Here is a 22,416-nt window from a genome sequence, read left to right as displayed (position 1 = left end):
CTCCTGGACTTCAGGAGCGGCCCCGATGGTTCAAAGCCTGTCCGGCGTTTGAGGACGAGCCCGAAGGGCGATCGACCTCAGCACGGGCGACTGCTACAAGGCCACGCCAAGCAACGCGTCCACGGCACGCGAGACCACGCCGGGCGCGCCCTCGTCCGTCCCGCCGGCGGCAGCCTGCGCCGCGGCCCACCGGTCGACCGCCGCGAGAGCGGCAGGCGCGTCCAGGTCGTTCGCGAGGGCCTCGCGGATCTCCTCGACGAGCGCCTCGGCGGACGGCCCGTCGGGACGGGACACCGCCGCACGCCAGCGCCCGAGCCGCTCGACGGCCTCCTCCAGAACGGCGTCGGTCCACTCCCAGTCCGCGCGGTAGTGGTGCCCGAGGAGGGCGAGGCGGATGGCCGCCGGGTCCACGCCGTCGCGCCGCAGCTTGGACACGAAGACGAGGTTGCCCTTGGACTTGGACATCTTCGCGCCGTCCAGGGCGACCATGCCCGCGTGGACGTACGCCTTGGCGAAGGGGAACTCGCCGGTCAGGACCTGGGCGTGCGAGGCGCCCATCTCGTGGTGCGGGAAGGCGAGGTCGGAGCCGCCGCCCTGCACGTCGAAGCCCATGCCCAGGTGGTCCAGGGCGATGGCGACGCACTCGATGTGCCAGCCGGGCCTGCCGCGGCCCAGCGTGCCGCCGTCCCAGCTCGGCTCGCCCTCGCGGGCCGCCATCCAGAGCATCGGGTCGAGCGGGTCCTTCTTGCCCGGGCGGTCCGGGTCGCCGCCGCGCTCGGCGGAGAGCAGCTTCATGGCGGCCGCGTCGAGCCCGGACACCTCCCCGAAGTGGGCGTCGGACTCGACGGAGAAGTAGATGTCGCCCTCGAGCTCATAGGCGGCGCCCAGGTCACGGAGCCGTTCGACGAGCGGCACGATGCCGGGTATCGCCTCGACGGCTCCGATGTAGTGCTTCGGCGGCAGCAGACGCAGCGCGGTCATGTCCTCGCGGAACAGGGCGGTCTCGCCCTCCGCGAGCTCGACCCAGTCCTTGCCGTCGCGGTTCGCGCGTTCCAGGAGCGGGTCGTCCACGTCGGTCACGTTCTGGACGTAGTGAACCTGCCGCTTGGTGTCGAGCCACACGCGCTGCACGAGGTCGAACGCGTTGTAGGTCGCCGCGTGACCCATGTGGGTCGCGTCGTACGGAGTGATGCCGCAGACGTAGATACGGGCGACGGGACCGGGGTCGAGGGTGACGAGTCCACCGGTCGCGGTGTCGTGGATCCGGAGGTCGCGGCCCTTGCCAGGAAGGGCGGGGACCTCAGAAGCGGGCCAGGCATGCATGCCCTGAGCCTAACCGGACGAGGCATCCGCATACGAGTGGGGGATCAAGGAGATTCGGCCGGGCCCGCGCCCGCCCGGCCGATTCCTCCCGGTTACACCGGTGGCCAGGGGATCGCGGGCCAGTCCCCGCCCGGCTCCGGGTGCTTCCCCGAGGACAGGAGGGCGGCGACCCGCGCGCGGGTGGCGTCGACCTCCGCGGGGGTGATCAGGCCGGTCAGGCGCTCCGCGAGGTCCGCGCCCTCCTTGAGAGCGTCACGCAGCGCCCCGAGGACCTCGACGGCCTCCTCGGTCAGCGGCTCGCCCGCCCAGCCCCACAGCAGCGTGCGCAGCTTGTCCTCGGCGTTGAACGTGACCCCGTGGTCGATGCCGTGCAATCGGCCGTCGGCTGCGAGCAGGTGGCCGCCCTTGCGGTCGCCGTTGTTGATCACCGCGTCGAGCACGGCGATGCGCCGCAGACGCGCGTCGTCGGCGTGCACGAGCAGCGCGGTCCGCTCCTCGTCGACCCGCGCGAAGCCGACCGCCTTCCAGCCGTCGCCCGGCTCGTCGCCGTCGACCAGGGCGAGCAGCTCCGTCTCGTCGGACGCCTCGATCCACAGCTGGCACATGCCCTCTCCGTAGGGCCCGTCCCGCAGCACGGTCGGCGGCACCAGGTCCCAGCCCTCCTGGGGGATCGCCCGCGCCACCTCGTACGCGGCGACCTCGCGCCCCGCGAGCGTGCCGTCGGGGAAGTCCCACAGGGGCCGCTCCCCCGCGACGGGCTTGTAGACGCAGGCGGCCTCCCGGCCCTCGTACGCCACCGTGCAGTAGAGCACCGCGTTCGACGCCTCACGGATCTGCCCGCGCACGGTCAGCTCCCCGCGGGTGAGGAGCGTGACGGGGTCGGCGGTCACGCTCCCCGCCGGTATCCGTTCTGGCGCGGGCATACGTGTCCTTCCGGATCGAGCGGCAGGCTGCACAGGGGGCACGGCGGGCGGCCGGCGTTCACGACGTCGAGGGCGCGCTTGGCGAAGGCACGGGCCTGGGCGCCGGTGAGCCGGACACGGAGCATCGGCGGGCCGTTCTCCTCGTCCTGGAGGAGCCTTTCCTCGGCCTCGGCGAGATCGTCCTCGGACTCGGCGTCCAGCTCGACGAGGGCCTGCGCCTCGACGATCATCCGCTCCTCCTCGCCGTCCCAGGCGAGCGCCATCGTGCCGACGCGGAACTCCTCCTCCACAGGGGAGTCGAGCGGCGCGCTGTCGGTGATCTCGGCGGGCGCGACGGCCGGCACGGCGGCATTGCCCCCACTGCGGCGTACGACCTCGTCGAGAAGCTCTTCCATGCGCTCGGCGAGCGCGGCCACCTGGGTCTTCTCCAGGGCGACGCTGGTCACCCTGATACCGGCGGAGGCCTGGAGGAAGAAGGTACGCCGTCCGGGCAGCCCGACCGTTCCCGCGACGAAACGCTCCGGCGGGTCGTAGAGGAACACCTGACGGGACACGTCCTGTTCTCCATTGGGATCGACTGCAAGTACTCGTGCCACGACCGGTGGCACGACGGCTACGGGCCTGCTTCGGCCCGCTTCACCCTACTGCGGGCGACGATCACGGTGCGCCCGCACCGCCACCGACCGTCGCGTCGCCGCTCGGCGGCTCCTCGCGGGGCGCGAGGGACCCGAAGTCCCCGGTGTCCCCCAGGCGTACGAGGAAGGGCCGCAGCCGCGTGTAACGGATGACGGTGACCGAACAGGGCTCCACGGAGATGCGCTGGAAGAGGTCCAAGTGGAGCCCGATGGCGTCCGCGACAAGGGACTTGATGATGTCGCCGTGCGAGCACATCAGATAGACGGCGTCCTCGCCGTGGGCACGCTCCACGCGCGCGTTCCACTCGCGGACCGCCTCGGCCGCCCGCGTCTGCATCGCCCGCATGGACTCGCCGCCGGGGAACGCCGCGGCCGACGGATGCCGCTGGACGACCTCCATCAGCGGCTCGTCGGCCAGCTCGGCGAGCTTGCGGCCCGACCATTCGCCGTAGTCGCACTCCCCGATGCGGTCCTCGGTGTGCGCCTGCAGACCCGGCCTGGCGGCGAGCAGCGGCGCCACGGTCTCCGCGCAGCGCTGCAGAGGGCTCGTGACGACCTCGGCGATCGGCAGGGCGGCGAGCCGCTCCGGCAGCGCGGCGGCCTGCGCGGCGCCCCGCTCGTCGAGGGCCACGCCGGGGGTCCACCCGGCGAGCAGCCCCGCGGTGTTGGCGGTGGAACGTCCGTGCCGGACGAGGATCAACGTGGGCATGCGGCTCAGCCTAAGCGCCCGCGGGGTGCGGCCCCTGTGCGGGTTGGGAACAATGCCCGTGTGATCGTCGACTGCGCCATCTACCGCGAGGGGCGCCGGACCGAGGGCCCCGAGGACTTCTCCGATGCCCTCGACGAGGCGCGGGCCACCGGCGACGCGTTCGTCTGGATCGGTCTGCACGAGCCGTCGGAGGCCGAGTTCGACAAGGTCAGCCAGGAGTTCGGGCTGCATCCGCTCGCCGTGGAGGACGCCCTCAAGGCCCATCAGCGGCCGAAGCTCGAGGTCTACGACGACTCGCTGTTCATGGTCATCAAGCCGGTCGTGTACGAGCCGGACAGCGACGCCGTCTCCTCCGGCGAGGTCATGGTGTTCGTGGGCGACTCGTTCGTGGTGACCGTCCGGCACGGCGAGGGCGCGCCCCTGGGGGCCGTGCGCCACCGCCTGGAGGCGGACCCCGACGTCCTCAGGCACGGCCCGACGGCGGTCCTGTACTCGATCGCCGACGCCGCGGTCGACCACTATCTGGAGGTCGCCGACGAACTCCAGGCCGACCTGGAGGTCCTGGAGACGGAGGTCTTCTCGCCGGACGGCGGCGGATCCCGGCACACCGCTTCGCGGATCTATACGTTCAAGCGGCAGATCCTCGAGTTCCGCCGGGCCACAGGTCCCTTGGCGCTGCCTCTGGGCCGCCTCTCCGGAGCGGGCCCCTTCGCGCCCGCCGTGCCCTTCGTGGACGACGCGGCGCAGCCCTTCTTCCGGGACGTCAACGACCATCTGACGCGCGTCAACGAATCGGTGGAGGGCCTGGACCGGCTCGTGTCGGACATCCTGTCCGCGCATCTGGCGCAGATGAGCGTGCGGCAGAACGACGACATGCGGAAGATCTCGGCGTGGGCCGCGATGGCCGCCGTCCCCACGATGATCGCGGGCATCTACGGCATGAACTTCGACCACATGCCCGAGCTGCACTGGTGGTGGGCCTACCCGGCCGTGATCCTGCTGATGGTCGTCCTCGAATTCGGCCTGTACCGCATGTTCAAGCGCCGCGGCTGGCTGTAGCGCGGCTACGGAGAGGTGCCCTGGGCGAAGCCGGGTGCCGACGTCGCGGGGCCGCCCAGGGCGTCGCGCCGCTGCGGCATCGTCAGGGACACCATCCGCCGCCAGCCGACGAACCGTTCGTACGCGTACATGCCGTGGATGCCCGCGGCGAGCACCTGCCGCTTGACCGGCGGCCAGCCGAGGATGCGCCCCATGTGGTCCATCACGGCGAGGCTCACATCGCGGTAGACGCGGATCTCGGCGAGCGCGCACTCGCGCAGGGTGCGCTGGATGGCGCGGCCGTGCCCGGCGCGGGCCAGGCGCAGCAACTCCTCGTGGCAGTACGCCAGATGGTTGTCCTCGTCGTGCGAGATCATCCGCACCGCGCGGCCGATGTCCGGGTGGTCGGCGAAGTGCTTGAGCAGCAGCCGCATCTGCTCGGAGGCGCGCTGCTCGGTGACCCTGCTGTGCGAGAGGTAGGTGACGATGTCCCGCACGGTGAGCGGCTCGTCGGCCTTCAGCTGTTCATGCGCGAGGCCGATGCCGTGCTTCTCCAGGAGCATCGTGTAGTCGGTCTCGTGCGGCACCTCGACGGGGTCGAGGCCGCGCTTCTTCAGCAGTGCGGTGAAGATGCGGCCGTGCTTGTCCTCGTCGGCGCCGTGCCGGGCGATCTTGGGGGCGAGCGCGCGTTCGTCCCGCGGGACGAGCGCGGCGATGCGGCCGTTCTCCCAGCCGCCCTGTGCCTCGCCGCTGGCGGCGATGGAGCAGAAGAGCCGGAACGACTCGTCGTTGTCGAGGATTTCCTCGAAGACACTCTTGGCCGAAAGCATCACTGGCACCTCCATGTCCGCTGCGCGAACCTCCGCAAAGAAATAGTCAAATGCGAGGTTCACCACCGGGCAACAGGTGTACAGGTCAGCTCCGCCGAACGAAGGACGGCGGCGGCATCCGGAGGCCGTAACCGAGGGCCCCGTGACGCGTTGTTCCCCGTGACGGCCGTGGCGGGGAAGACCCCCCGAGCCCCCACCACGGCCGCAGAAACTCCCCCGCCTCCCGCCTTATGCCAGTCCGGCACGCTCCAGGGCCTCCGTGCCGGCCCGCAGCGCGGTGAGCCGCTCCTCCAGCGTGAAGCCCGCGGGCGCCAGCGTCAGCGTGGTCACCCCGGCCGCCGCGTACGCCTGCATCCGCTCGGCGATGCGGTCCACCGAACCCAGCAGGGTCGTCGAATCGATCAGCTGCTGCGGCACCGCGGCGGCCGCACCGTCCTTGTCGCCCGCCAGGTACTTGTCCTGGATCTCGGCGGCCTCCTTCTCGTACCCCATGCGCTGCGCGAGCTGGTTGTAGAAGTTCTGCTTGCGGCTGCCCATGCCGCCGACGTACAGCGCGGTGTACGGCCGGAACATGTCCGCGAGGGCGTCCACCTGGGAGTCGTCGCCGACGGCGAGCGGCAGCGTCGGGACGATGTCGAAGCCCTCCATCGTCCTGCCCGCCTTCGCGCGCCCGGCCCGCAGGTGCTTGATCGCGGTCTCCTCCAGGTGCTCGGCGGCCGGGAAGATCAGCAGGGCGCCGTCGGCGATCTCGCCGGTCTGCTCCAGGTTCTTGGGGCCGATCGCCGCGACGTACAGCGGGATGTGCTCGCGCTGCGGGTGGACGGTCAGCTTGATGGGCTTGCCCGGGCCGCCCGGCAGCGGCAGCGTCCAGTGCTCGCCCTCGTAGGAGAGGCGCTCGCGGGTCATCGCCTTGCGGACGATCTCGACGTACTCGCGGGTGCGGGCCAGCGGCTTGTCGAACTTCACGCCGTACCAGCCCTCGGAGACCTGCGGGCCCGAGACGCCGAGGCCCAGGCGGAAGCGGCCGCCGGAGAGCGAGTCGAGGGTGGCCGCCGTCATCGCGGTCATCGCGGGCTGGCGGGCCGGGATCTGGAAGATCGCGGATCCGATGTCGATGCGTTCGGTCTGCGCGGCGACCCAGGAAAGCACCGTCGCGGCATCCGAGCCGTACGCCTCCGCCGCCCAGCAGACCGCGTAGCCGAGCCGGTCGGCCTCCTTGGCGACGGCGAGATTGTCCGCGTCCATCCCGGCGCCCCAGTAGCCGAGGTTGATCCCGAGCTGCATGGCCGATCCCCTTACCGCTGTACTCGTGAGTAACGTCCCTGTGCCCGGGACTGTAGCGCGCGGGTGGCCGAGTTCTCCACAGTCGCTTCTTTGTCCACAGGCCCGCCCGCCGCACGGGCCAGGACAGTAATCTCAGCGCCCATGGAGCAGAGGCATCTCGGCCGGACCGGCCTGCGTGTGTCCCGCATCGGACTCGGCACCCTCACCTGGGGGCACACCGACGAGAACGACGCCGCCGACCTGGTGAAGGCGTTCTGGGAGGCGGGCGGCACCCTCGTCGACACGGCCGACGTGTACGGCGACGGGGAGGCCGAGTACCTGCTCGGACGCCTGATGGAACGTCTCGTCCCGCGGCACGACCTGGTCATCGCGACCAAGGCGGGCAGCGTGCCCGACCCCGAGCGGCGCGTCGACGGCTCGCGCGGCCATCTGCTCGACGCCCTTGACGCCTCGCTCGCCCGCCTCGGCACGGACCACGTCGACCTGTGGCAGGTGCACGCCTTCGACCAGGACACCCCCCTGGACGAGACCCTGCAGGCCCTCGACATCGCGGTCAGCAGCGGCCGGGCCCGCTATGCGGGCGTCTCCAACTTCTGCGGCTGGCAGCTGGCCAAGGCCGCGACATGGCAGCTCGCCGCGCCCGGCACCCGCACCCGCCTCGCCAGTACGCAGATGGAGTACTCCCTGCTGCAGCGCGGCATCGAGCGCGAGGTGCTGCCCGCGGCCGTCGACCTCGGCGTCGGACTGCTGCCCTCCTCGCCGCTCGGCCGCGGCGTGCTCACGGGCAAGTACCGCCACTCGACCCCGGCCGACTCGCGCGGCGGGTCCGACCAGTTGGCGCCGTTCGTCGCGCCGTATCTGGACGACACGGCGAGCCGCATCGTCGACGCGGTCGCCACCGCCGCCGACGGCCTCGCGGCGACCCCGCTCCAGGTCGCCCTCGCCTGGGTGCGCGACCGCCCCGGAGTGACGGCCCCGATCGTCGGCGCGCGCAACGCGCAGCAGCTCACGGCCGCATTGTCAGTGGAGACCCTTAGTCTTCCTGACGAGATCTGCCAGGCGCTCGACGATGTGTCGGCGCCCGTGCACCGCTATCCCGATCAAGACTGGAGCACGCTGTGAGTACGGAGCCCGAAGCCGCTGCCGCGGAGGAAGCGGAGACCGCCGCCGCGGACGAAGCCGGGCCGGGCACGCCGGACGCCGCCCCTGACGCGGGAGACGCGGAGACGCGGGACGCGGACGCGGACGCGGCGGAGAGCACGGATGGCGCCGACAGCCCAGCAGGCGCTGACGGCGCTGACGGTGAGGGCAAGAGCGCCGAGCTGTCGGAGACCGAGGCCGAGATCGCCGCGCAGCGTGAGCTCCGGGAGCGGATCGAGCAGCGCAAGGCGTCGAAGGAAGGGCCGATCGACGCCGGGGCGAAGCTGAGCGGGACGGCCGCCGACCTGCTGGCCGCCGTGCGTGCCGTGGAGAGCGGCGAGAAGCCCGTCGCCAGCGCCTTCCGGGAGCCGGAGCCCGCGCCGCGCAGGCCCGCCCCCTCCCCCGCGGCCGAACCCGTGCGCACACAGCAGCCCGCGCCCGCGTCGGCGCCCGCCGCGGAGTCCGTCGACGCGGTGCGGGCCGTGCTCGCCGAGGGAGGCGCGCCCGCCGCGCTCGCGGAGCCGACGGCGGCCGCGCTCGGCGAGGGCGCGGAGGACCGACTGCGGGAGGACCCGTGGCAGTTGCTGCGGGTTCCCGGAGTGCGCACCGAGCAGGCCGACGGGTTCGCGCGGGCGCTGCTCGGCGCCGCCTGCGGGCCCGACGACGAGCGCAGGGGCCGTGCGATCACCGTCTGGCTACTCGAACAGGCCGCGGCCGCGGGGCACACCGCACTCGACGCCGCGGCGCTGACCGCCGCGCTCGGACAGCGCGCGGTGCCGGATCCCGAAGCTGCGGTGCAGAGCGCCGTCGCGGAGGGCGACGCCCTGGTCTTCCAGGACGCCATCGAGGGCGCGGACGTGCCGGTCCAGCGCTCGGACGATGCGGAAGGACAGGACGGCGAGGGCGACGAGGACGGCGAGGCCGGGCGCCCGGTCCGTGTCCTGATCGGCCTCGAGCGGTACGCACTGGCGGAGGAGAGCCTGGCCGACGGGCTCGCCCGAGTGATCAACTCCCTCTCCAAGGACGAGACTTCGGGCCCCGGGACCGACGGCTGGGAGACCGCCGCCGCCGAGGCGTCCGGTTCCGCCGCCGAGCTGATCCGCGCCGCCGCCGGACACGGCCTCGTGCTGCACAGCGGCGGCGAGAGCGCACGGGCCGAGCCCGCCGCCCTGGTGGCGGCCGCCGCGGCGCTCGGCCTGCGGGTGTGCGCGGCCACCCACAGCGCCGACGGACGCCGCCGCCTCGCGCGGGCGCCGGGCGTGGACGAGGCGGCCGTGGTGACCGTGGCGGGGCTGCTCGCCGGGGCCCAGGGTCCCGGGCGGGACGCGGACGGCGCGCTCGCCCTCGACCTCCTCGTGGTCCTTGACGCACCGCAGTTGGACGTGGAGACCGCGGCGATGCTCGTGGAGTCCCTGCCCGACGGCGCCCGCCTGGTGCTCAGCGGCGACCCGGGCGTGCTGTGGTCGGCGGGTCCCGGACGGGTCTTCGCGGATCTGCTCGCCGCGCGCTGCTGCCCCCAGATCGTCTCGCGCACCCCGGACCCCGGCCCCGTCGGCGAGCTGGTCTCGGGCATCGGCATCGGCGAGCTGAACCAGGTCGACGCGCCCGGCAAGGAGGTCGTGATCGTCCCGGTGCGCGACGCCGCCGAGGCGATCCACCGCACCGTGCAGCTCGTCGCGGACTCGGTGCCGAGGGCGATCGGGGTGCCCGCCGAGCAGACGCAGGTCATCACGCCCGGGCACGGCGGCGCCGCGGGCACCCGCGCGCTCAACGCCGCGCTGAAGGAGCGGCTGAACCCGGGCCCCGGCCGGTTCGGCGGCTTCGACCCCGGCGACCGGGTCGCGCACGTCCCGGCGGCGGGCCGCACGACGCTCGGCCGGGTGGTGCGGGCCGACGCGGAGGGGCTGCACCTGGAGTGCGACGGCGCCCCCGTCGTCGTACGCAAGGAGCGGGTGGAGCAGGAAGTGCGGCACGCGTGGGCGCTCACCGCGCACCAGGCGACGGGGCTGCGCTGGCCCGCGGTGGTCGTGGTGCTGCCGGGCGACGCGGCGCAGGTTCTGACGAGGCCGTGGGTCTACACCGCGTTCGGCCGCGCCGAGCGCCATCTCTCGGTGGTGCAGGGCGTGGAGCAGGCGCTGCCGCGCGCGGTGGCCGAGCGCCTGTGGAAGGACCGTACGACGCGGCTGCAGACGCTGCTGCGCCCGCAGGTGCCGTCGGTGGCCGTCTGATCCGGCCCGCTCTCCCCTGAGACGCACAGGCGCGCCGCTCCCCCGCCGGAGCGGCGCGCCTGTGCATGGTGGCCTGCGTCAGCGGCCGGCGTCGCGCGCGCCCCGGCCCTCCGTGTCCAGCTCATCCGAATCGTCGGGGTCGTCCGGCTCGTCGATGTCGTCGACCTCGTCGAGGGGCACCGCCAGGTCAGGGTCGATGTCCACGTCCACGTCGACACCGTCCAGGGCGTCGTCGTCCAGTTCGTCGTCGAAGACCGCGCTGACGTCGAAGCGGCACACCACGCGGTGCGGATCGGCCTGGTCGAAGGGGGCGTCGAGCCACTCCCCCGGCTCCGCGGGGGTGTCCGCCGCCGTGACCCAGAGCGTGGAGTCGCCCTCCTCCAGGCCGAACTCCTTGTGCCGGGAGGCGATTTCGTCCGGTTCGAACTCGCCGAAGAGGACGCCGAGCGCCCCGTGCACGGTGTCGGCGGGGCCGCTGCCGTCGGCTTCGCCGCCCGCGTCGAGGTCGGCGACCCGCTGGGCCTGGGCGAGCAGCCGCTGCGGCTCCACCACCGCGTAGTCACGGCGGATCAGCACGCTCAGCGCGTTCGCCTCCTCCGGGCCCTGGTACGGCGGCAGCGCGTCCTCCGTGCCGGGGATCTCGAAGGGCGTGACCTCGTCGTAGCGGTCGTAGAGGAGTTCGTCGTACTCCTCGGCCGCGGCGGCGAGTTCGTTGAACGCCTCGTAGACGGCCGGATCGTCCTCGCCCGACCTGCGTTCGACCGCGGCCAGGTGGCGGTCGAGCGCGGTCTTGACCGCCTCGGCGGCGGCACGTACCTCGGCAGCGGTGGGCTGCGCAGCATCAGACATAGTGCAGACGCTATCCGTACCGGGCCCATGCCCGCACAATAGATGCGATGCCGGAATACGAATTTGTCGACGTGTATGTACCGCGCGGGGTCACCCGCAAGGAAGCCACACGTCTGCTGACGGACCACGCAGAGTACGGACACTGGGAGTTGGATCGTCTGAGTCTGCACCCCGACGGCAGCCGCAGAGTGCGGCTGAAACGGCGGATCATCCGCCAGGTGAGGGCCACCTGGTGAGCTGAGAGGTGCGCTGAGCAGGACGCACGGAGCGGGCCCCGCGACGGCGGGGCCCGCTCCGTTCGGCGTGCTCGGACGCAGGGTGACTCAGGCGGAGGCCCGTGCCCTGCGGTACAGCACGGTGCCCGCGAGCAGTGCGCCCGCGCCCACCGGCAGCGCGAGGCCGACCGGCAGGGAGCTGCCGGTCTGCGCGAGCTGCGAGGTTCCCTCGGGCGGCGTGACGATCTGCGTGCCCGGGTGGTTCGGCGTGCCCCGGTCGACCGGGTTCTCCGGCTTCTCCGGGCTGCCGGGCCGTTCGGGCTTGCCCGGGTGTTCCGGCTTTCCGGGGTGCTCCGGGTTGCCCGGCTGTTCCGGCTTCCCGGGGTGCTCCGGGTTGCCCGGCTGCTCCGGCTTCCCGGGCTGTTCGGGCTTCCCCGGCGGCTTGTTGCCGGGCGGGGTCACCGCCTCGCCCGAGTCGTTGGTGCAGTCGTTGCCCGCGGTCGCGTTGCCGAGGCCGCCGATGGTGACGCTGTTGCCGCAGACGTTCACCGGTGCGTTCACCGGCAGCTGTACGTCGTTGCCCGAGGCGACACCGGGTGAGTCGCTGGTGTGACCCGATGCCTGGGACCCGCCGCCCGTCGGCTTGTGCGAACCGCTGCCGCCTCCGTGGCCGGAGGTGTTGGCGCAGTTGTTCCCCGCCGCGGGGTTGAGGACTCCGATGACGTTCACCGTGTTGCCGCACACGTTGACCGGAACGTCAACCGGGAGCTGAACGGAATTGCCCGACAGCACGCCGGGGGATTGCGAACTGCTGCCGTTGGCACTCGAGTCCGCGTGCGCGTAGCCACCGGTCACCGCGAGCACGCCGGTCGCGGCCGCCACGGTGATCAGGCCTTTGCGCGTGACCTGTCGCATAGCTGTTCCCTGCCTTTTACCTTCCGGAAGACACCCGGGCGTCCTCGCCCGGGCGCGGAATGCCCGTCGGCCCCGGAGTGCATGGCGCGCACTCCGGGGCCGACGGACTCAGACCCTCAAGGGGTGAGGCACAACAACGTCACTTGTTGATGCAGGTGTTGCCGAAGGTGGGGTTCAGCAGCCCGACCACGGAGATGGTGTTGCCACAGGCGTTCACCGGAACGTGCACGGGCACCTGGACGACATTGCCCGAGACGACACCGGGGGACTTCACGGCGGCACCCTGGGCACCGGCGTCGGCAGCGGCGAGGCCCGCACCAGCGAGCACGAGACCACCAGTGGCAGCCGCAGCAGCGACGACCTTCTTGATCATTGTTCCTCCTTGTTGGCAAATGCAGTCCCAGCCGCGGACTGCACCACCTGTAACGAGGGGGAAGTTATGGGGCTACGAGCCTATGGTTCCTTTCACTCTTTTCAGTCAAGTACGCACGCGCTGACGATTATTGGAGTGTCGTTTCAGCGTGCAAAGCGGATGGATCCCGTCAGGAAGCGTCGATGAAACGGTCGAGCACCCGCACCCCGAACTTCAGGCCGTCCACCGGGACCCGCTCGTCGACACCGTGGAACATGCCCGCGAAGTCCAGCTCGGGCGGCAGTTTCAGCGGTGCGAAACCGAAGCCGCGGATGCCGAGGTCGTCGAAGGACTTGGCGTCCGTGCCCGCGGAGAGCATGTACGGCACGGCGCGCGCGATCGGGTCCTCGGCCCGCAGCGCGGTCTGCATGGCGTCCACCAGGGCGCCGTCGAAGGTGGTCTCCAGGGCCTTGTCCGCGTGCACGTCCTCGCGCCGCACGTTCGGGCCGAGGATCCGGTCCAGGTCGGCGAGGAACTCCTCCTCGTAGCCCGGCAGATAGCGGCCGTCGACGTGCGCGGTGGCCTGCCCGGGGATCACGTTCACCTTGTAACCGGCGCCGAGCTGCGTCGGGTTGGCGGTGTTCTGCAGCGAGGCGCCGATGAGCTTGGCGATGCCGCCGAGCTTGGCGAGCGTCTCGTCCATGTTCTCCGGGTCGAGCTCGGTGCCGAGCGCGTCGCCGAGCTCGTCGAGGAAGTGCCGCAGCGTCTTGGTGACCCGCACCGGGAACTTGTGCCGCCCCAGGCGCCCGACGGCCTCGGACAGCTCGGTGATCGCGTTGTCCTTGTGGATCATCGAACCGTGACCGGCGGTGCCGTCCACGGTCAGCTTCATCCAGTGCATGCCCTTCTGCGCCGTCTCGACGAGATAGAGCCGCAGGTTCTCGTTGACGGTGAAGGAGAAGCCGCCGACCTCGCTGATCGCCTCCGTGCACCCTTCGAAGAGGTCGGGGTGGTGGTCGACGAGGTGCCGCGCGCCGTAGGTGCCGCCCGCCTCCTCGTCCGCGAGGAAGGCGAGCACGATGTCGCGCGGAGGCTTGCGGCCGCTGCGCATCCGCTCACGGACGACCGCGAGGGTCATCGCGTCCATGTCCTTCATGTCGACGGCGCCACGGCCCCACACACAGCCGTCCGCGATCTCCCCGGAGAAGGGGTGGTGCGTCCAGTCCGCGGCGTTGGCCGGCACGACGTCCGTGTGGCCGTGGATGAGCAGCGCGGGCCGCGACGGGTCCTCGCCCTCGATCCTGGCGACGGTGGAGGCCCTGCCGGGGTGGGACTCGAAGATCTTCGGTTCGAGCCCGACCTCGGCGAGCTTCTCGGCCACGTACTCGGCGGCCTTGCGCTCCCCCGGGCCCGAGTGGTCGCCGTAGTTGCTCGTATCGATCTGGATCAGTTCACGACAGAGGTCGACGACCTCGTCCTCACCGGTGACGGCCTTGCCCGTGCTGGACCCGCTCACGCTGGCTCCTCCCGCATTCGCTGCTGGTGGTCCCCCTCATCCTCTCTCTCCGGGGCTCCGCACCCAAGGCCGGGCGGGTGTCGTCATCAGCCGTTCACAGCGGACGGAGGGGTGATCGAGTACCTCCTGAAGCCTGGTAATGTTCTCTCTGTCGCCGCGGGGAACACCCCGCGAAGACAGACACCTAGTCCGGGTGGCGGAATGGCAGACGCGCTAGCTTGAGGTGCTAGTGCCCTTTATCGGGCGTGGGGGTTCAAGTCCCCCCTCGGACACAATCAGTACACCAACCGGTGCTGGCCGACTCTCGGTCAGCACCGTTCGTGTTTGGTGGTCGTAGGTGAGGCGCAGACCGAGCTGACGGTAGATCCCGGCTTTGTCGGCCGGGTCGGCGGATTCCAGGATGGTGAACAGGCCACCAAGGGCGTCGACCAGGTTCTTGATCTCAGTGCGAGTCATTCGTGGGAGCGGTTGCGCCTCGGCGGCGGTGAGCCGCTCCAGAGTGGCTTGGGCAGTGAGGCGGCGGGCCTGGACGTCGCGAGACCAGGTGGCGATCAGGGCGGGGTCGGCGCCGGCTTCCAGGGCGGCGCGGTGCTGGGTGAGCTTGCGGTCGCAGGTGGCGATCTCGCGGTGCAGAGCTTCGGTGCGGGGGTCGGTGGCGGGCTGTGCTTCTTCGAGCGCAGCCAGGGACTGGACCAGCTGTTCGGGGGCGAAGGCTTGGGCGAGCCAGGCGTCCAGAGGTGGCAGGAGGACGTCCTCGCGCAGTTGGACGTTCATGGGGTGGTCCAGGCGGTTGGCGAGGGCGTACTCGGCGGGGAAGCGGCAGCGGTAGTGGGCTCGCCCGTGGACCCAGTTGCCCTGCATGCGCCGCTCGCACTGGGCATGGAAGATCCGGCCCTTGAGGGCGTAGGGGTGGCGGGTGCGGACCTCACGGCCGGTGGAGGCGGCCCGCGGGAGGCCAGACGGTCCTGGACTGCGTCGAAGAGCTCGCGGCTGATCAGGGCCGGGTGGGCGGGGTGTTCGGAGTAGATCCACTGGTCTTTGGGGTTCCAGCGCAGGGTGGTGGTGTGCCCCAGGCCGACATCATTGACGTCGATCAAGGTCTCCAGTTTGCGCTGGCGGTTCCAGGCCTGGTGGCCGGTGTAGCGGGGGTTGGTGAGGATGGTCCGGACAGAGCTCTTGGACCAGGCGGTGCCGGAGCGGTGGTGGTTGCGCTGCGGGTCGGCGGCCGAAGGGCAGGGGATGTCCTCGGCGGTCAGGCGCTGGGCGAGGGCGTAGATGCCGTAGCCCGTGAGGTAGTCGGTGAAGATCCGCTGCACCACTGGGGCGGTGGCCGGGTCGGTCTCAAGGCGGTGGGCGCGTATGCCCTGGGCGGCTTTGGCCGGGTTGGGGTGCGGGCCCGCGTCCGCAAGGCGGTAGCCGTAGGGCGGGCGGCCGCCGAGATAGCGGCCCTCCAGCCTTGCCTGGGTGGCCATGGCGGTGCGTACGCGGAGTTTGATGCGGCTGCGTTCGGCCTTGCTCATGCCGCCGAAGACCGACATCACCAGATCGTGTGCCTCGGATTCAGGGTCGATGGGACCGCCGACCTCGGGCACCCACAACTGCACCCCGTAGTGGACGAAGAGGGGGAAGGTGAGGCCGTACTGGTTGCCGTAGAAGGCACGCTGCGGCTCCCCGATCACCACGGCGTCGAAATCCCGGCCGGGGCGGGCGAGTGCGGCCAGCAGGGCGGCGGCGCGGGGGCGGCGCTTCCACGGGATCGCGCGGGACTGGCCGATGTCGAAGTATTCGGCCACGACTGGCCCGTGCACCTGCGTCAGCGCCGCCGCACGGGTCAACTGCCAAGCCCGGGAGGCGGCAGGGTCCTGCTGATCCTCGGTAGAGACCCGCCCGTAGAACGCGAAGCGGAGCATCAGATTGCCTCCCTCTCGCCGTCACTCTTGGGGGATGAGGTGTGTTGCACCTTGGAGATCAGCCGCCACAGCGCGGCGGCCACCTGCGGTGTGAGCTGGGGTGGATGCTCAGGCACGGCCACCGTCAGACTCAGACTCTCGCGCCCGGCGGGTGCACGCTGCTGGGCAGTTCGAGGGTTGTCCTGCGCCCGGTCCACGGCAAGCCTCCGGCCCCGCAAACCGTGCGGCCCGAGCGTTCGCGGGGCGTTGCTCGGAGCTGGGGGCCACACAGGGAAAGGCCGTTTTTCAGGCGGATTTTTGACCGTGTTAGGCGTTCTTTAAGAGCTGGTTGGCGGCCTTGGCGTGGTGGCGCTGGCATCGCAGTCAGGGGCGCACGCCCACAGCTGGGCCGTCACCTTCCGGCCACGCTCCATGTACGCCACCGTGCTGAGGAAGCGATCACGGAACAGCCGCTTGCCGCACAGGACACAGGCCTGCTCGGTGAGCTGCAGGTTGTTCAGCGTGGCCGGGTCCGGCAGGGGCACCGCGGGCTCGTCCTCGCTCATGCCGACGGTCCTCGCGGCCTTCAGCCTCACTTCCACGATGCTGGCACGCAGGCGGTCGTTCTCGTCCGCCAGCCGTACGTTCTCGGGCTTGGCATCCCACTCGCGGCCACCCCCCGGAGGGCGAAGCTGAACATAGGGGCCCTCATGCCCCATCACGCGGCCGAGCCTGTCTCTCTCGGTGTCGACTACCAAGGCGCCGACGGGTTGCACACACATGTCATTCACGGCCCCCTCGCCGGAGTCGGTCAGCCAGGCGTATCGCCACCTCCGCGCGAGCACGCCCCAGGTTCACCAGCCCCAGACGCGGCGACGCGTGGTCGACCCCGAGTGAGGGGAAGACGATGTCCGCCTCGGCCAGTGCTGCCCTCAACTCCTCAACCGCCGTATGTGGATCGACGTCGTGTGCTTCGTGATCCTGCGGCTCGTGGATAGTGGCCATGAACAGGACGCTAGGGAGAGGGGGTTGGGCACTCCAGGAAGGTTGCTGGAAGTTGCTTGACGAGGTTCTGAGGTTGCGGGAAGTTCCTTCCAGGGAGCCATGAGTGCCATGGCTCACCGGCGCAACAGCGAGCGAAGCTGTGATTCAGCCCGACGAAAGGGGCACATCATGGCGCGACGACTGCGCTTCAACGGCACAGGGAGTGGCGAAGGGAGCTGCCCCGCGATCCACGAAGACCTCGACACCGGCCAGATCATCATTCACGGACCGCAACTCACCGACCCCAAGGACCTGGCCCAGCTTCAGCACCTCGACGAGGATGAGGTGGCCATCGTCGTCCCGCGCAACACACTGATCGACTTCGGGCCGCGCGACCGGGATTCCGCACCACGGGTTCTCGACCCGAACCAGTTCGCCCGGCTCTTCGAGAACTTCCAGCACAGCGCGTGGCACCTGGAGATGCGAAGGCGCTACGCGGTCGACGAAGCAACCGAAACCTACGCCCAGTTCGTACGCGGCGAGACCCCGACATGGGATCTCGATTCCCGGTGGGGCCGCACCATCCGCCCAAAGACCTCAGACGGAGCGGTGGTTGGGCGCGTCCGCATCGTCGACAGCCCTCCCACCACGGGGCAGCTGTACCTCCTGGCGCACGCGGAGAAGAACGCCGCGCTCGGCGAGGACGTCCGCAACATGTGGCGCACCGACGCCCAGCGCGTCAATCTGCCGGACGAGGACTTCTGGATCTTCGACTCCCACATCGTCGCCCGGTGCATCTTCGACGACGATGACAACCTCACGGGTGCCGAGCTGATCACCGAGCCAGCGGCCGTCAACCAGTACAACCGGCTGCGCGATGTTGCGCAGCACTACGCCATCCCATACCAGGAATTCGCGGCACGGCTGACCACAAGGGAGTGAGTGCGCACCGGTGAGTACCGACTTTCAGCAGGCGCGAGAGGCCCTGGGGACACGGCTTCGCGAACTACGGCTCTCGCGCCCTGGAGGCCGACTCACCGGCGACCAACTGGCCCGACAACTTGGATGGCACAAGTCCAAGGTCAGCAAGCTGGAGAACGGCAAGCAGACGGCCACCGCCGAGGATCTCCAGGCCTGGGCTCAGGCAACCGGCCAACCTGGTGCCTTCGACGAACTCCGGGCCCGCCTCGCAGGGTTCGAGTCACACATCCGCTCCTGGCGTCGCCAACTCGCGGCAGGTCACCGGGCCGTCCAGGACGCGCACAATGAGGCCCAGACCAACGCCAGGGTGCTGCGTGCGTGGGAATCCTCCTGGGTGGTCGGCATCCTCCAGACTCCCGACTACGCACGCGCGGTCCTCACTCGCTCCGCCGAACGGCACCAGTCACCACGGGACATCGAGGACGCCGTGCGCTCCCGCATGCAGCGTCAGCAACTCCTCTACGGTGCAGGCAGGCGTTACCACATCATCATGTGGGAGGGCGTACTGCACGCTCTGATCTGCTCGCCAGCAGTGCTCGCCGCCCAACTCGACCGCCTCACCGGCATCATCGGAATGGACACCGTAGAGCTGGGGATCGTCCCCTTCGGCGCCTCGCTCAAGCAGCCGCCGGGCGTGGGCTTCTGGATCTACGACGACCGGCAGGTGGTCACCGAGACCTGGCACGCAGAACTGTGGGTCGACGACGCCGACAGCATCGCAACGTATCTGCGCGTCTGGAAGGCGATGCGAGACTCCGCGGTCTACGGCGCCGATGCACACAACGTCATCAACGCGGCGCGACGCACGCTCGGTACACACAGATAACTGCGTACCGCTGTACCGGTACGAGTCGCAGCAATCGCAGGAAGGGGCAAGCCGCTGCCCTGCCAGGGCCAAGCCACTACATGGGGTCTACCTCTCTAGCGGGAAGAGGGATAGGTAGGCCGAACGGCAGGGGGATCGGCGATCGGGGCGCGGCGATCTCGCGAACGCCCCGCTGGTCAGCTACCGGTGGCCTCGTTATGTCCCGCCAAGCTCCCGGTGCTCGAATTCGTCGCACCATGAGCGCACGGGCGCAACTGCTCCACTCAACGAGCCCCCGGTTACGCTCTGCCAGCATCACCGCGCACGTCCTACCGTCCATGGGTATGGGCGGGCTTGGAGAGTTCGTGAAGAAGCGCTGGGGTGTAGTGATCCTGGTGCTCGGGATTCTGGCTTGGGCCGCAGGCGTGATCGGGCCGGGGCTGTTCATCCTGTTGGCCGTAGTGTCTGTTCTCTACTTCCTGTTGCAGGCGCCACTGACGTGCATCGCCATAGGCCGCCAGGGAAGGTGCCGCAACAACGCGCAGGGGATGCTGCGCGGATGCTGGATACGAGAGCACAAGTGGCAAGGGGTGAAGGTGCTGTTCGGGGCGGGGGGAGGTGGGCAGCACCGCAGTGCCGTGCTCACGGCTGACCGGCAGCAGATGAGTGCGTCGTTCGGTGTCGCGACGGGAATGTTGTCAGCAATCGTCGCCCTCGCAGACTTTGTCATCAAGTGACCCTCGGGCCGCGCGGGGTGGTGCGCTCCGGGCAAGCAGTAGGTTCATGCAACTCGCAGTCGGCATGCTCAAGACCACGTAGTTTCAGTGTCCAACTTCAGTCGAGAACACCTGGTCAGTGCGCTGGTGTACTGAATCAGACCCCCCTCGGACACCAGCTGAGACCCCAGTTCATCTGGGGTCTTTTGCGTTTCCGGGTGCAGGGCGGCGATCCCCTCCCGTACCCGGCCGCGATCATGGCCTCTTTCCGGCTCCAAGGGGTCTTCGAGCACCACTCCAGAGGCGGAAAACATCCTCCGCGTGCGGCATCAGTCGACACGTCGAGGAGTTCTCATGCCTGAGCAGCACACACGCGTCGCCCTCGTCACGGGCGCGACCAGCGGTATCGGCCTGGAGGTGGCCCGGGTCCTGGGTGCCTCGGGGCACCGGGTGTTCATCGGCGCCCGGGACGCCGACAACGTGGCCGTGACGGTCAAGGAGTTGACCGCAGAGGGCCTGGAGGTCGACGGCGCCGTCCTCGACGTGCGGTCCGCCGAGACCGTGCAGGCCTGGGTGCGGCAGGCGGTGGAGCGGTTCGGGACGGTCGACGTGGTCGTCAACAACGCGGGCCGCAGCGGCGGCGGAGTGACCGCCGACATCGCCGACGAGCTGTGGCACGAGGTGATCGACACCAACCTCAACGGTGTCTTCCGGGTCACGCGCGAGGTGCTGACCACCGGTGGCATGCGGGACAAGAACCGCGGCCGGATCATCAACATCGCCTCCACCGCGGGCAAGCAGGGCGTGGTGCTCGGCGCCCCGTACTCGGCCTCCAAGCACGGCGTGGTCGGCTTCACCAAGGCGCTGGGCAACGAGCTCGCCCCCACCGGCATCACCGTCAACGCGGTCTGCCCGGGATACGTCGAGACGCCCATGGCGCAGCGCGTGCGGCAGGGCTATGCCGCCGCGTACGACACCACCGAGGAGGCCATCCTCGAGAAGTTCCAGACGAAGATCCCGCTCGGCCGCTACTCGACGCCCGAGGAAGTGGCCGGTCTCGTCGGCTACTTGGCCACGGACACGGCCGCCTCGATCACCTCCCAGGCCCTCAACGTCTGCGGCGGCCTCGGCAACTTCTGACCCACCCCCATGAGTCGACCCGAGGGTCGCGCAACGCGAGGAGCAGCAGCATGTCGCAGCCAGGTCTGCGGGAAGTGGAACACGACATCACCGTCTCGGCGCCGGCCGCCGCCGTCTACCGGCTCATCGCCGACGTGGAGAACTGGCCGCGGATCTTCCCGCCGACGATCTATGTCGACCGGACCGCCGAGAGCAGCACCGAGGAGCGCATCCACATCTGGGCCACCGCCAACGGCGAGGCGAAGAACTGGACGTCCCGCCGCACGCTGGACCCGGACCGGCTGCGCATCACCTTCCGCCAGGAGATCCCCGCCCCGCCGGTCGCCGCGATGGGCGGCACCTGGGTCATCGAGCCGCTGACCGGGACCAGCTCCCGGGTGCGGCTGCTGCACGACTACCGGGCCGTCGACGACGACCCGAAGAGCCTGGAGTGGATCGACGAGGCGGTGGACCGCAACTCCCGTTCGGAACTTGCCGCCCTGAAGACCAACGTCGAGCGCGCGCACGCCACCGAGGACCTGACGTTCTCCTTCGAGGACTCCGTGGACGTCGAAGGACCGGCCAAGGAGGTCTACGACTTCGTCAACGAGGCGCAGCTGTGGCCCGAGCGGCTGCCGCACGTCGCCACGGTCCGGCTGACCGAGGACACGCCGGGGCTGCAGGAGCTGGAGATGGACACCCGCGCCAAGGACGGCTCGGTGCACACCACCAAGTCGTACCGGGTGACGTTCCCGCACGGGAAGATCGCCTACAAACAGACCACCCTGCCGGCGCTGATGACCCTGCACACCGGCTACTGGACGTTCAGCGAGACCGACCGGGGCGTCACCGCGTCGTCCCAGCACACCGTGACCCTCAATCCGGACAACATCGCCCGGATCCTCGGCGCGGACGCCACGGTCGAGGACGCCAGGCGGTATGTGCACACGGCGCTCAGCACCAACAGCCTCGCCACCCTCAACCACGCCAAGAACCACGCCGAGCGGCGGGCGGGGCGATGAGCGCCGAAGGGAAGGTGTGGTTCGTCACCGGTGCCTCCAGAGGACTGGGCCGGGCCATCACCGAAGTGGTCCTCGAATCCGGTGCGACGGTCGTCGCGACCGCACGCCGCCGCGAGACCCTGGACGACCTGGTGGAGCGGTTCGGCGACCGGGTCGTGCCTCTGACGCTCGACGTCACCGACCGGGCCGCGGTGTTCTCCGTGGTGGCGGAGGCCGCCGAGCGGGCGGGCCGGATCGACGTGCTGGTGAACAATGCGGGCTACGGCCTGGCGGGTGCCGTCGAGGAGGTCGGCGAGCGGCAGCTGCGCGACCAGTTCGACGTGAATTTCTTCGGCGCCCTGTGGGTGACGCAGGCCGTGCTGCCGGTGATGCGGCGGCAGGGCAGCGGGCATCTGCTGCAGATGTCCAGCATCGCCGGTGTCACCACGTATCCCAACCTCAGCATGTACTGCGCGAGCAAATGGGCCCTCGAGGCGGTCGGCGAGACGCTGGCGCAGGAGGTCGCGCACTTCGGGATCCGGGTGACCCTGGTCGAGGCGGGCGAGTTCCGCACCGACTGGAGCGCGGGAAGCATGGTGCGCGCCACCCCCAAGTCCGCCTACGACTCCGTGCTCGCCAAGCGGCGGCACGGCCTGTCCGGTGCCTTCGCGCACCTGCAGCCCGGCGACCCGCGCAAGGCGGGCGCGGCCCTGCTGGAGCTGGTCGCCGCGGAGAAGCCGCCGCTGCGGATCCTGCTGGGCGACAACGCGGCGAACCTGGCACCCGGCGTGCTGCGGGACCGCCTTGCCGAGTGGGAGGAGTGGGACTCCCTCGCCCGGTCGACGGACTTCCCTGCCGGGGAGGGCGGGTGACCGTCGTCCCCCCGGCCGTGGGGGGGGGGCCCCCCCCGGGGGGCCCCCCCCGCCCCCCGGGGGCGCGGGGGCCCCCGCCGGCCCCCGCCCCC

23 protein-coding genes and 1 tRNA gene are annotated in these 22,416 nt (G+C 70.5%); 11 read left to right on the top strand and 13 right to left on the bottom strand.

The features are described from left to right. Window positions 1-93: 93 nt before the first annotated feature. The 4 genes from mshC to ACFWZ2_RS11730 form a co-directional block, all read right to left on the bottom strand. Window positions 94-1,323 (bottom strand): cysteine--1-D-myo-inosityl 2-amino-2-deoxy-alpha-D-glucopyranoside ligase, encoded by a 1,230-nt coding sequence (gene mshC, locus ACFWZ2_RS11745; RefSeq protein ID WP_384544893.1) that lies wholly within the window; start codon window positions 1,321-1,323, stop codon window positions 94-96. A 92-nt stretch (window positions 1,324-1,415) separates the two neighbouring features. Next, entirely contained in the window at window positions 1,416-2,246 is an 831-nt protein-coding gene (locus ACFWZ2_RS11740; RefSeq protein WP_384544892.1) for an SCO1664 family protein, read from the bottom strand. Further along, on the bottom strand, window positions 2,210-2,800 hold the full coding sequence (locus ACFWZ2_RS11735; RefSeq protein ID WP_384544891.1) for a DUF3090 domain-containing protein: 591 nt from the start codon (window positions 2,798-2,800) through the stop codon (window positions 2,210-2,212). The genes ACFWZ2_RS11740 and ACFWZ2_RS11735 overlap by 37 nt, the downstream gene beginning before the upstream one ends. 103 nt (window positions 2,801-2,903) lie before the next feature. Then, complete coding sequence (locus tag ACFWZ2_RS11730; RefSeq protein ID WP_384544890.1) at window positions 2,904-3,590, bottom strand: histidine phosphatase family protein; 687 nt, start codon at window positions 3,588-3,590, stop codon at window positions 2,904-2,906. A gap of 60 nt (window positions 3,591-3,650) precedes the next feature. Between ACFWZ2_RS11730 and corA the strand changes: the two genes are divergently transcribed. Further along, entirely contained in the window at window positions 3,651-4,649 is a 999-nt protein-coding gene (gene corA / locus ACFWZ2_RS11725; protein ID WP_384544889.1) for a magnesium/cobalt transporter CorA, read from the top strand. A 5-nt stretch (window positions 4,650-4,654) separates the two neighbouring features. Here the strand turns inward: corA and ACFWZ2_RS11720 are convergent, their stop codons facing one another. Both ACFWZ2_RS11720 and ACFWZ2_RS11715 read right to left on the bottom strand, forming a co-directional pair. Beyond that, a complete protein-coding gene (locus ACFWZ2_RS11720) occupies window positions 4,655-5,458 on the bottom strand; it encodes a ferritin-like domain-containing protein (RefSeq protein WP_384544888.1) in 804 nt (267 codons plus the stop codon). Between the two features lie 228 nt (window positions 5,459-5,686). Continuing rightward, the gene (locus tag ACFWZ2_RS11715; protein ID WP_384544887.1) at window positions 5,687-6,742 is read right to left on the bottom strand and encodes an LLM class F420-dependent oxidoreductase; all 1,056 of its coding nucleotides are present in this window, start codon (window positions 6,740-6,742) and stop codon (window positions 5,687-5,689) included. Between the two features lie 141 nt (window positions 6,743-6,883). On the opposite strand from ACFWZ2_RS11715, the gene ACFWZ2_RS11710 reads away from it, so the two are divergent. Continuing rightward, window positions 6,884-7,864, top strand: coding sequence for an aldo/keto reductase (locus ACFWZ2_RS11710; protein ID WP_384544886.1), 981 nt, complete (start codon window positions 6,884-6,886; stop codon window positions 7,862-7,864). Then, complete coding sequence (locus ACFWZ2_RS11705) at window positions 7,861-10,110, top strand: helix-hairpin-helix domain-containing protein (RefSeq protein WP_384544885.1); 2,250 nt, start codon at window positions 7,861-7,863, stop codon at window positions 10,108-10,110. Before ACFWZ2_RS11710 ends, ACFWZ2_RS11705 begins: the two co-directional genes overlap by 4 nt. 78 nt (window positions 10,111-10,188) lie before the next feature. Here the strand turns inward: ACFWZ2_RS11705 and ACFWZ2_RS11700 are convergent, their stop codons facing one another. Then, window positions 10,189-10,959 (bottom strand): hypothetical protein, encoded by a 771-nt coding sequence (locus ACFWZ2_RS11700; protein WP_384544884.1) that lies wholly within the window; start codon window positions 10,957-10,959, stop codon window positions 10,189-10,191. 47 nt (window positions 10,960-11,006) lie between these two features. On the opposite strand from ACFWZ2_RS11700, the gene ACFWZ2_RS11695 reads away from it, so the two are divergent. After that, window positions 11,007-11,195, top strand: a complete 189-nt coding sequence (locus ACFWZ2_RS11695) for a DUF5703 family protein (RefSeq protein WP_127911640.1) — start codon at window positions 11,007-11,009, stop codon at window positions 11,193-11,195. Window positions 11,196-11,282: 87 nt separating this feature from the next. Here ACFWZ2_RS11695 and ACFWZ2_RS11690 read toward each other — a convergent pair whose 3' ends face one another. From ACFWZ2_RS11690 to ACFWZ2_RS11680, 3 genes are all read right to left on the bottom strand, one after another. Next, entirely contained in the window at window positions 11,283-12,089 is an 807-nt protein-coding gene (locus tag ACFWZ2_RS11690; protein WP_384544883.1) for a chaplin family protein, read from the bottom strand. Between the two features lie 139 nt (window positions 12,090-12,228). Next, the gene (chpH, locus tag ACFWZ2_RS11685) at window positions 12,229-12,462 is read right to left on the bottom strand and encodes a chaplin ChpH (protein WP_384544882.1); all 234 of its coding nucleotides are present in this window, start codon (window positions 12,460-12,462) and stop codon (window positions 12,229-12,231) included. Window positions 12,463-12,631: 169 nt separating this feature from the next. Next, window positions 12,632-13,957, bottom strand: a complete 1,326-nt coding sequence (locus tag ACFWZ2_RS11680) for a M20/M25/M40 family metallo-hydrolase (RefSeq protein WP_384544881.1) — start codon at window positions 13,955-13,957, stop codon at window positions 12,632-12,634. Between the two features lie 187 nt (window positions 13,958-14,144). On the opposite strand from ACFWZ2_RS11680, the gene ACFWZ2_RS11675 reads away from it, so the two are divergent. After that, window positions 14,145-14,229: transfer RNA gene (locus ACFWZ2_RS11675), tRNA-Leu, on the top strand. A 498-nt stretch (window positions 14,230-14,727) separates the two neighbouring features. Here the strand turns inward: ACFWZ2_RS11675 and ACFWZ2_RS11670 are convergent. The 3 genes from ACFWZ2_RS11670 to ACFWZ2_RS11660 all read right to left on the bottom strand — a co-directional run bounded on the left by ACFWZ2_RS11670 (window position 14,728) and on the right by ACFWZ2_RS11660 (window position 16,851). Further along, window positions 14,728-15,867, bottom strand: a complete 1,140-nt coding sequence (locus ACFWZ2_RS11670; protein WP_384544880.1) for a recombinase family protein — start codon at window positions 15,865-15,867, stop codon at window positions 14,728-14,730. Window positions 15,868-16,184: 317 nt separating this feature from the next. Continuing rightward, window positions 16,185-16,568 carry a hypothetical protein gene (locus tag ACFWZ2_RS11665; protein ID WP_384545055.1) on the bottom strand — a complete coding sequence of 128 codons (384 nt, stop codon included), beginning with the start codon at window positions 16,566-16,568 and terminating at the stop codon, window positions 16,185-16,187. A gap of 61 nt (window positions 16,569-16,629) precedes the next feature. Next, window positions 16,630-16,851 (bottom strand): hypothetical protein, encoded by a 222-nt coding sequence (locus tag ACFWZ2_RS11660; protein ID WP_384544879.1) that lies wholly within the window; start codon window positions 16,849-16,851, stop codon window positions 16,630-16,632. Between the two features lie 168 nt (window positions 16,852-17,019). Between ACFWZ2_RS11660 and ACFWZ2_RS11655 the strand changes: the two genes are divergently transcribed. The 6 genes from ACFWZ2_RS11655 to ACFWZ2_RS11630 all read left to right on the top strand — a co-directional run bounded on the left by ACFWZ2_RS11655 (window position 17,020) and on the right by ACFWZ2_RS11630 (window position 22,324). Next, entirely contained in the window at window positions 17,020-17,772 is a 753-nt protein-coding gene (locus ACFWZ2_RS11655) for a DUF6879 family protein (RefSeq protein WP_384544878.1), read from the top strand. Between the two features lie 10 nt (window positions 17,773-17,782). After that, a complete protein-coding gene (locus tag ACFWZ2_RS11650) occupies window positions 17,783-18,637 on the top strand; it encodes a helix-turn-helix domain-containing protein (protein WP_384544877.1) in 855 nt (284 codons plus the stop codon). Window positions 18,638-18,981: 344 nt separating this feature from the next. After that, the gene (locus ACFWZ2_RS11645) at window positions 18,982-19,353 is read left to right on the top strand and encodes a hypothetical protein (RefSeq protein WP_384544876.1); all 372 of its coding nucleotides are present in this window, start codon (window positions 18,982-18,984) and stop codon (window positions 19,351-19,353) included. Between the two features lie 333 nt (window positions 19,354-19,686). Beyond that, a complete protein-coding gene (gene fabG / locus ACFWZ2_RS11640) occupies window positions 19,687-20,472 on the top strand; it encodes a 3-oxoacyl-ACP reductase FabG (protein WP_384544875.1) in 786 nt (261 codons plus the stop codon). Window positions 20,473-20,522: 50 nt separating this feature from the next. Beyond that, a complete protein-coding gene (locus ACFWZ2_RS11635) occupies window positions 20,523-21,473 on the top strand; it encodes an aromatase/cyclase (protein WP_384544874.1) in 951 nt (316 codons plus the stop codon). Continuing rightward, complete coding sequence (locus ACFWZ2_RS11630; RefSeq protein WP_384544873.1) at window positions 21,470-22,324, top strand: oxidoreductase; 855 nt, start codon at window positions 21,470-21,472, stop codon at window positions 22,322-22,324. The genes ACFWZ2_RS11635 and ACFWZ2_RS11630 overlap by 4 nt, the downstream gene beginning before the upstream one ends. The last annotated feature ends 92 nt before the right edge of the window (window positions 22,325-22,416 follow it).

The organism is Streptomyces sp. NPDC059002, from assembly GCF_042740435.1.
In the GTDB taxonomy this organism is placed as follows: Bacteria; Actinomycetota; Actinomycetes; order Streptomycetales; family Streptomycetaceae; genus Streptomyces.
The sequence above is the reverse complement of the archived record's forward strand: the minus strand, read 5'-3'. Positions and strand labels throughout refer to the sequence as shown.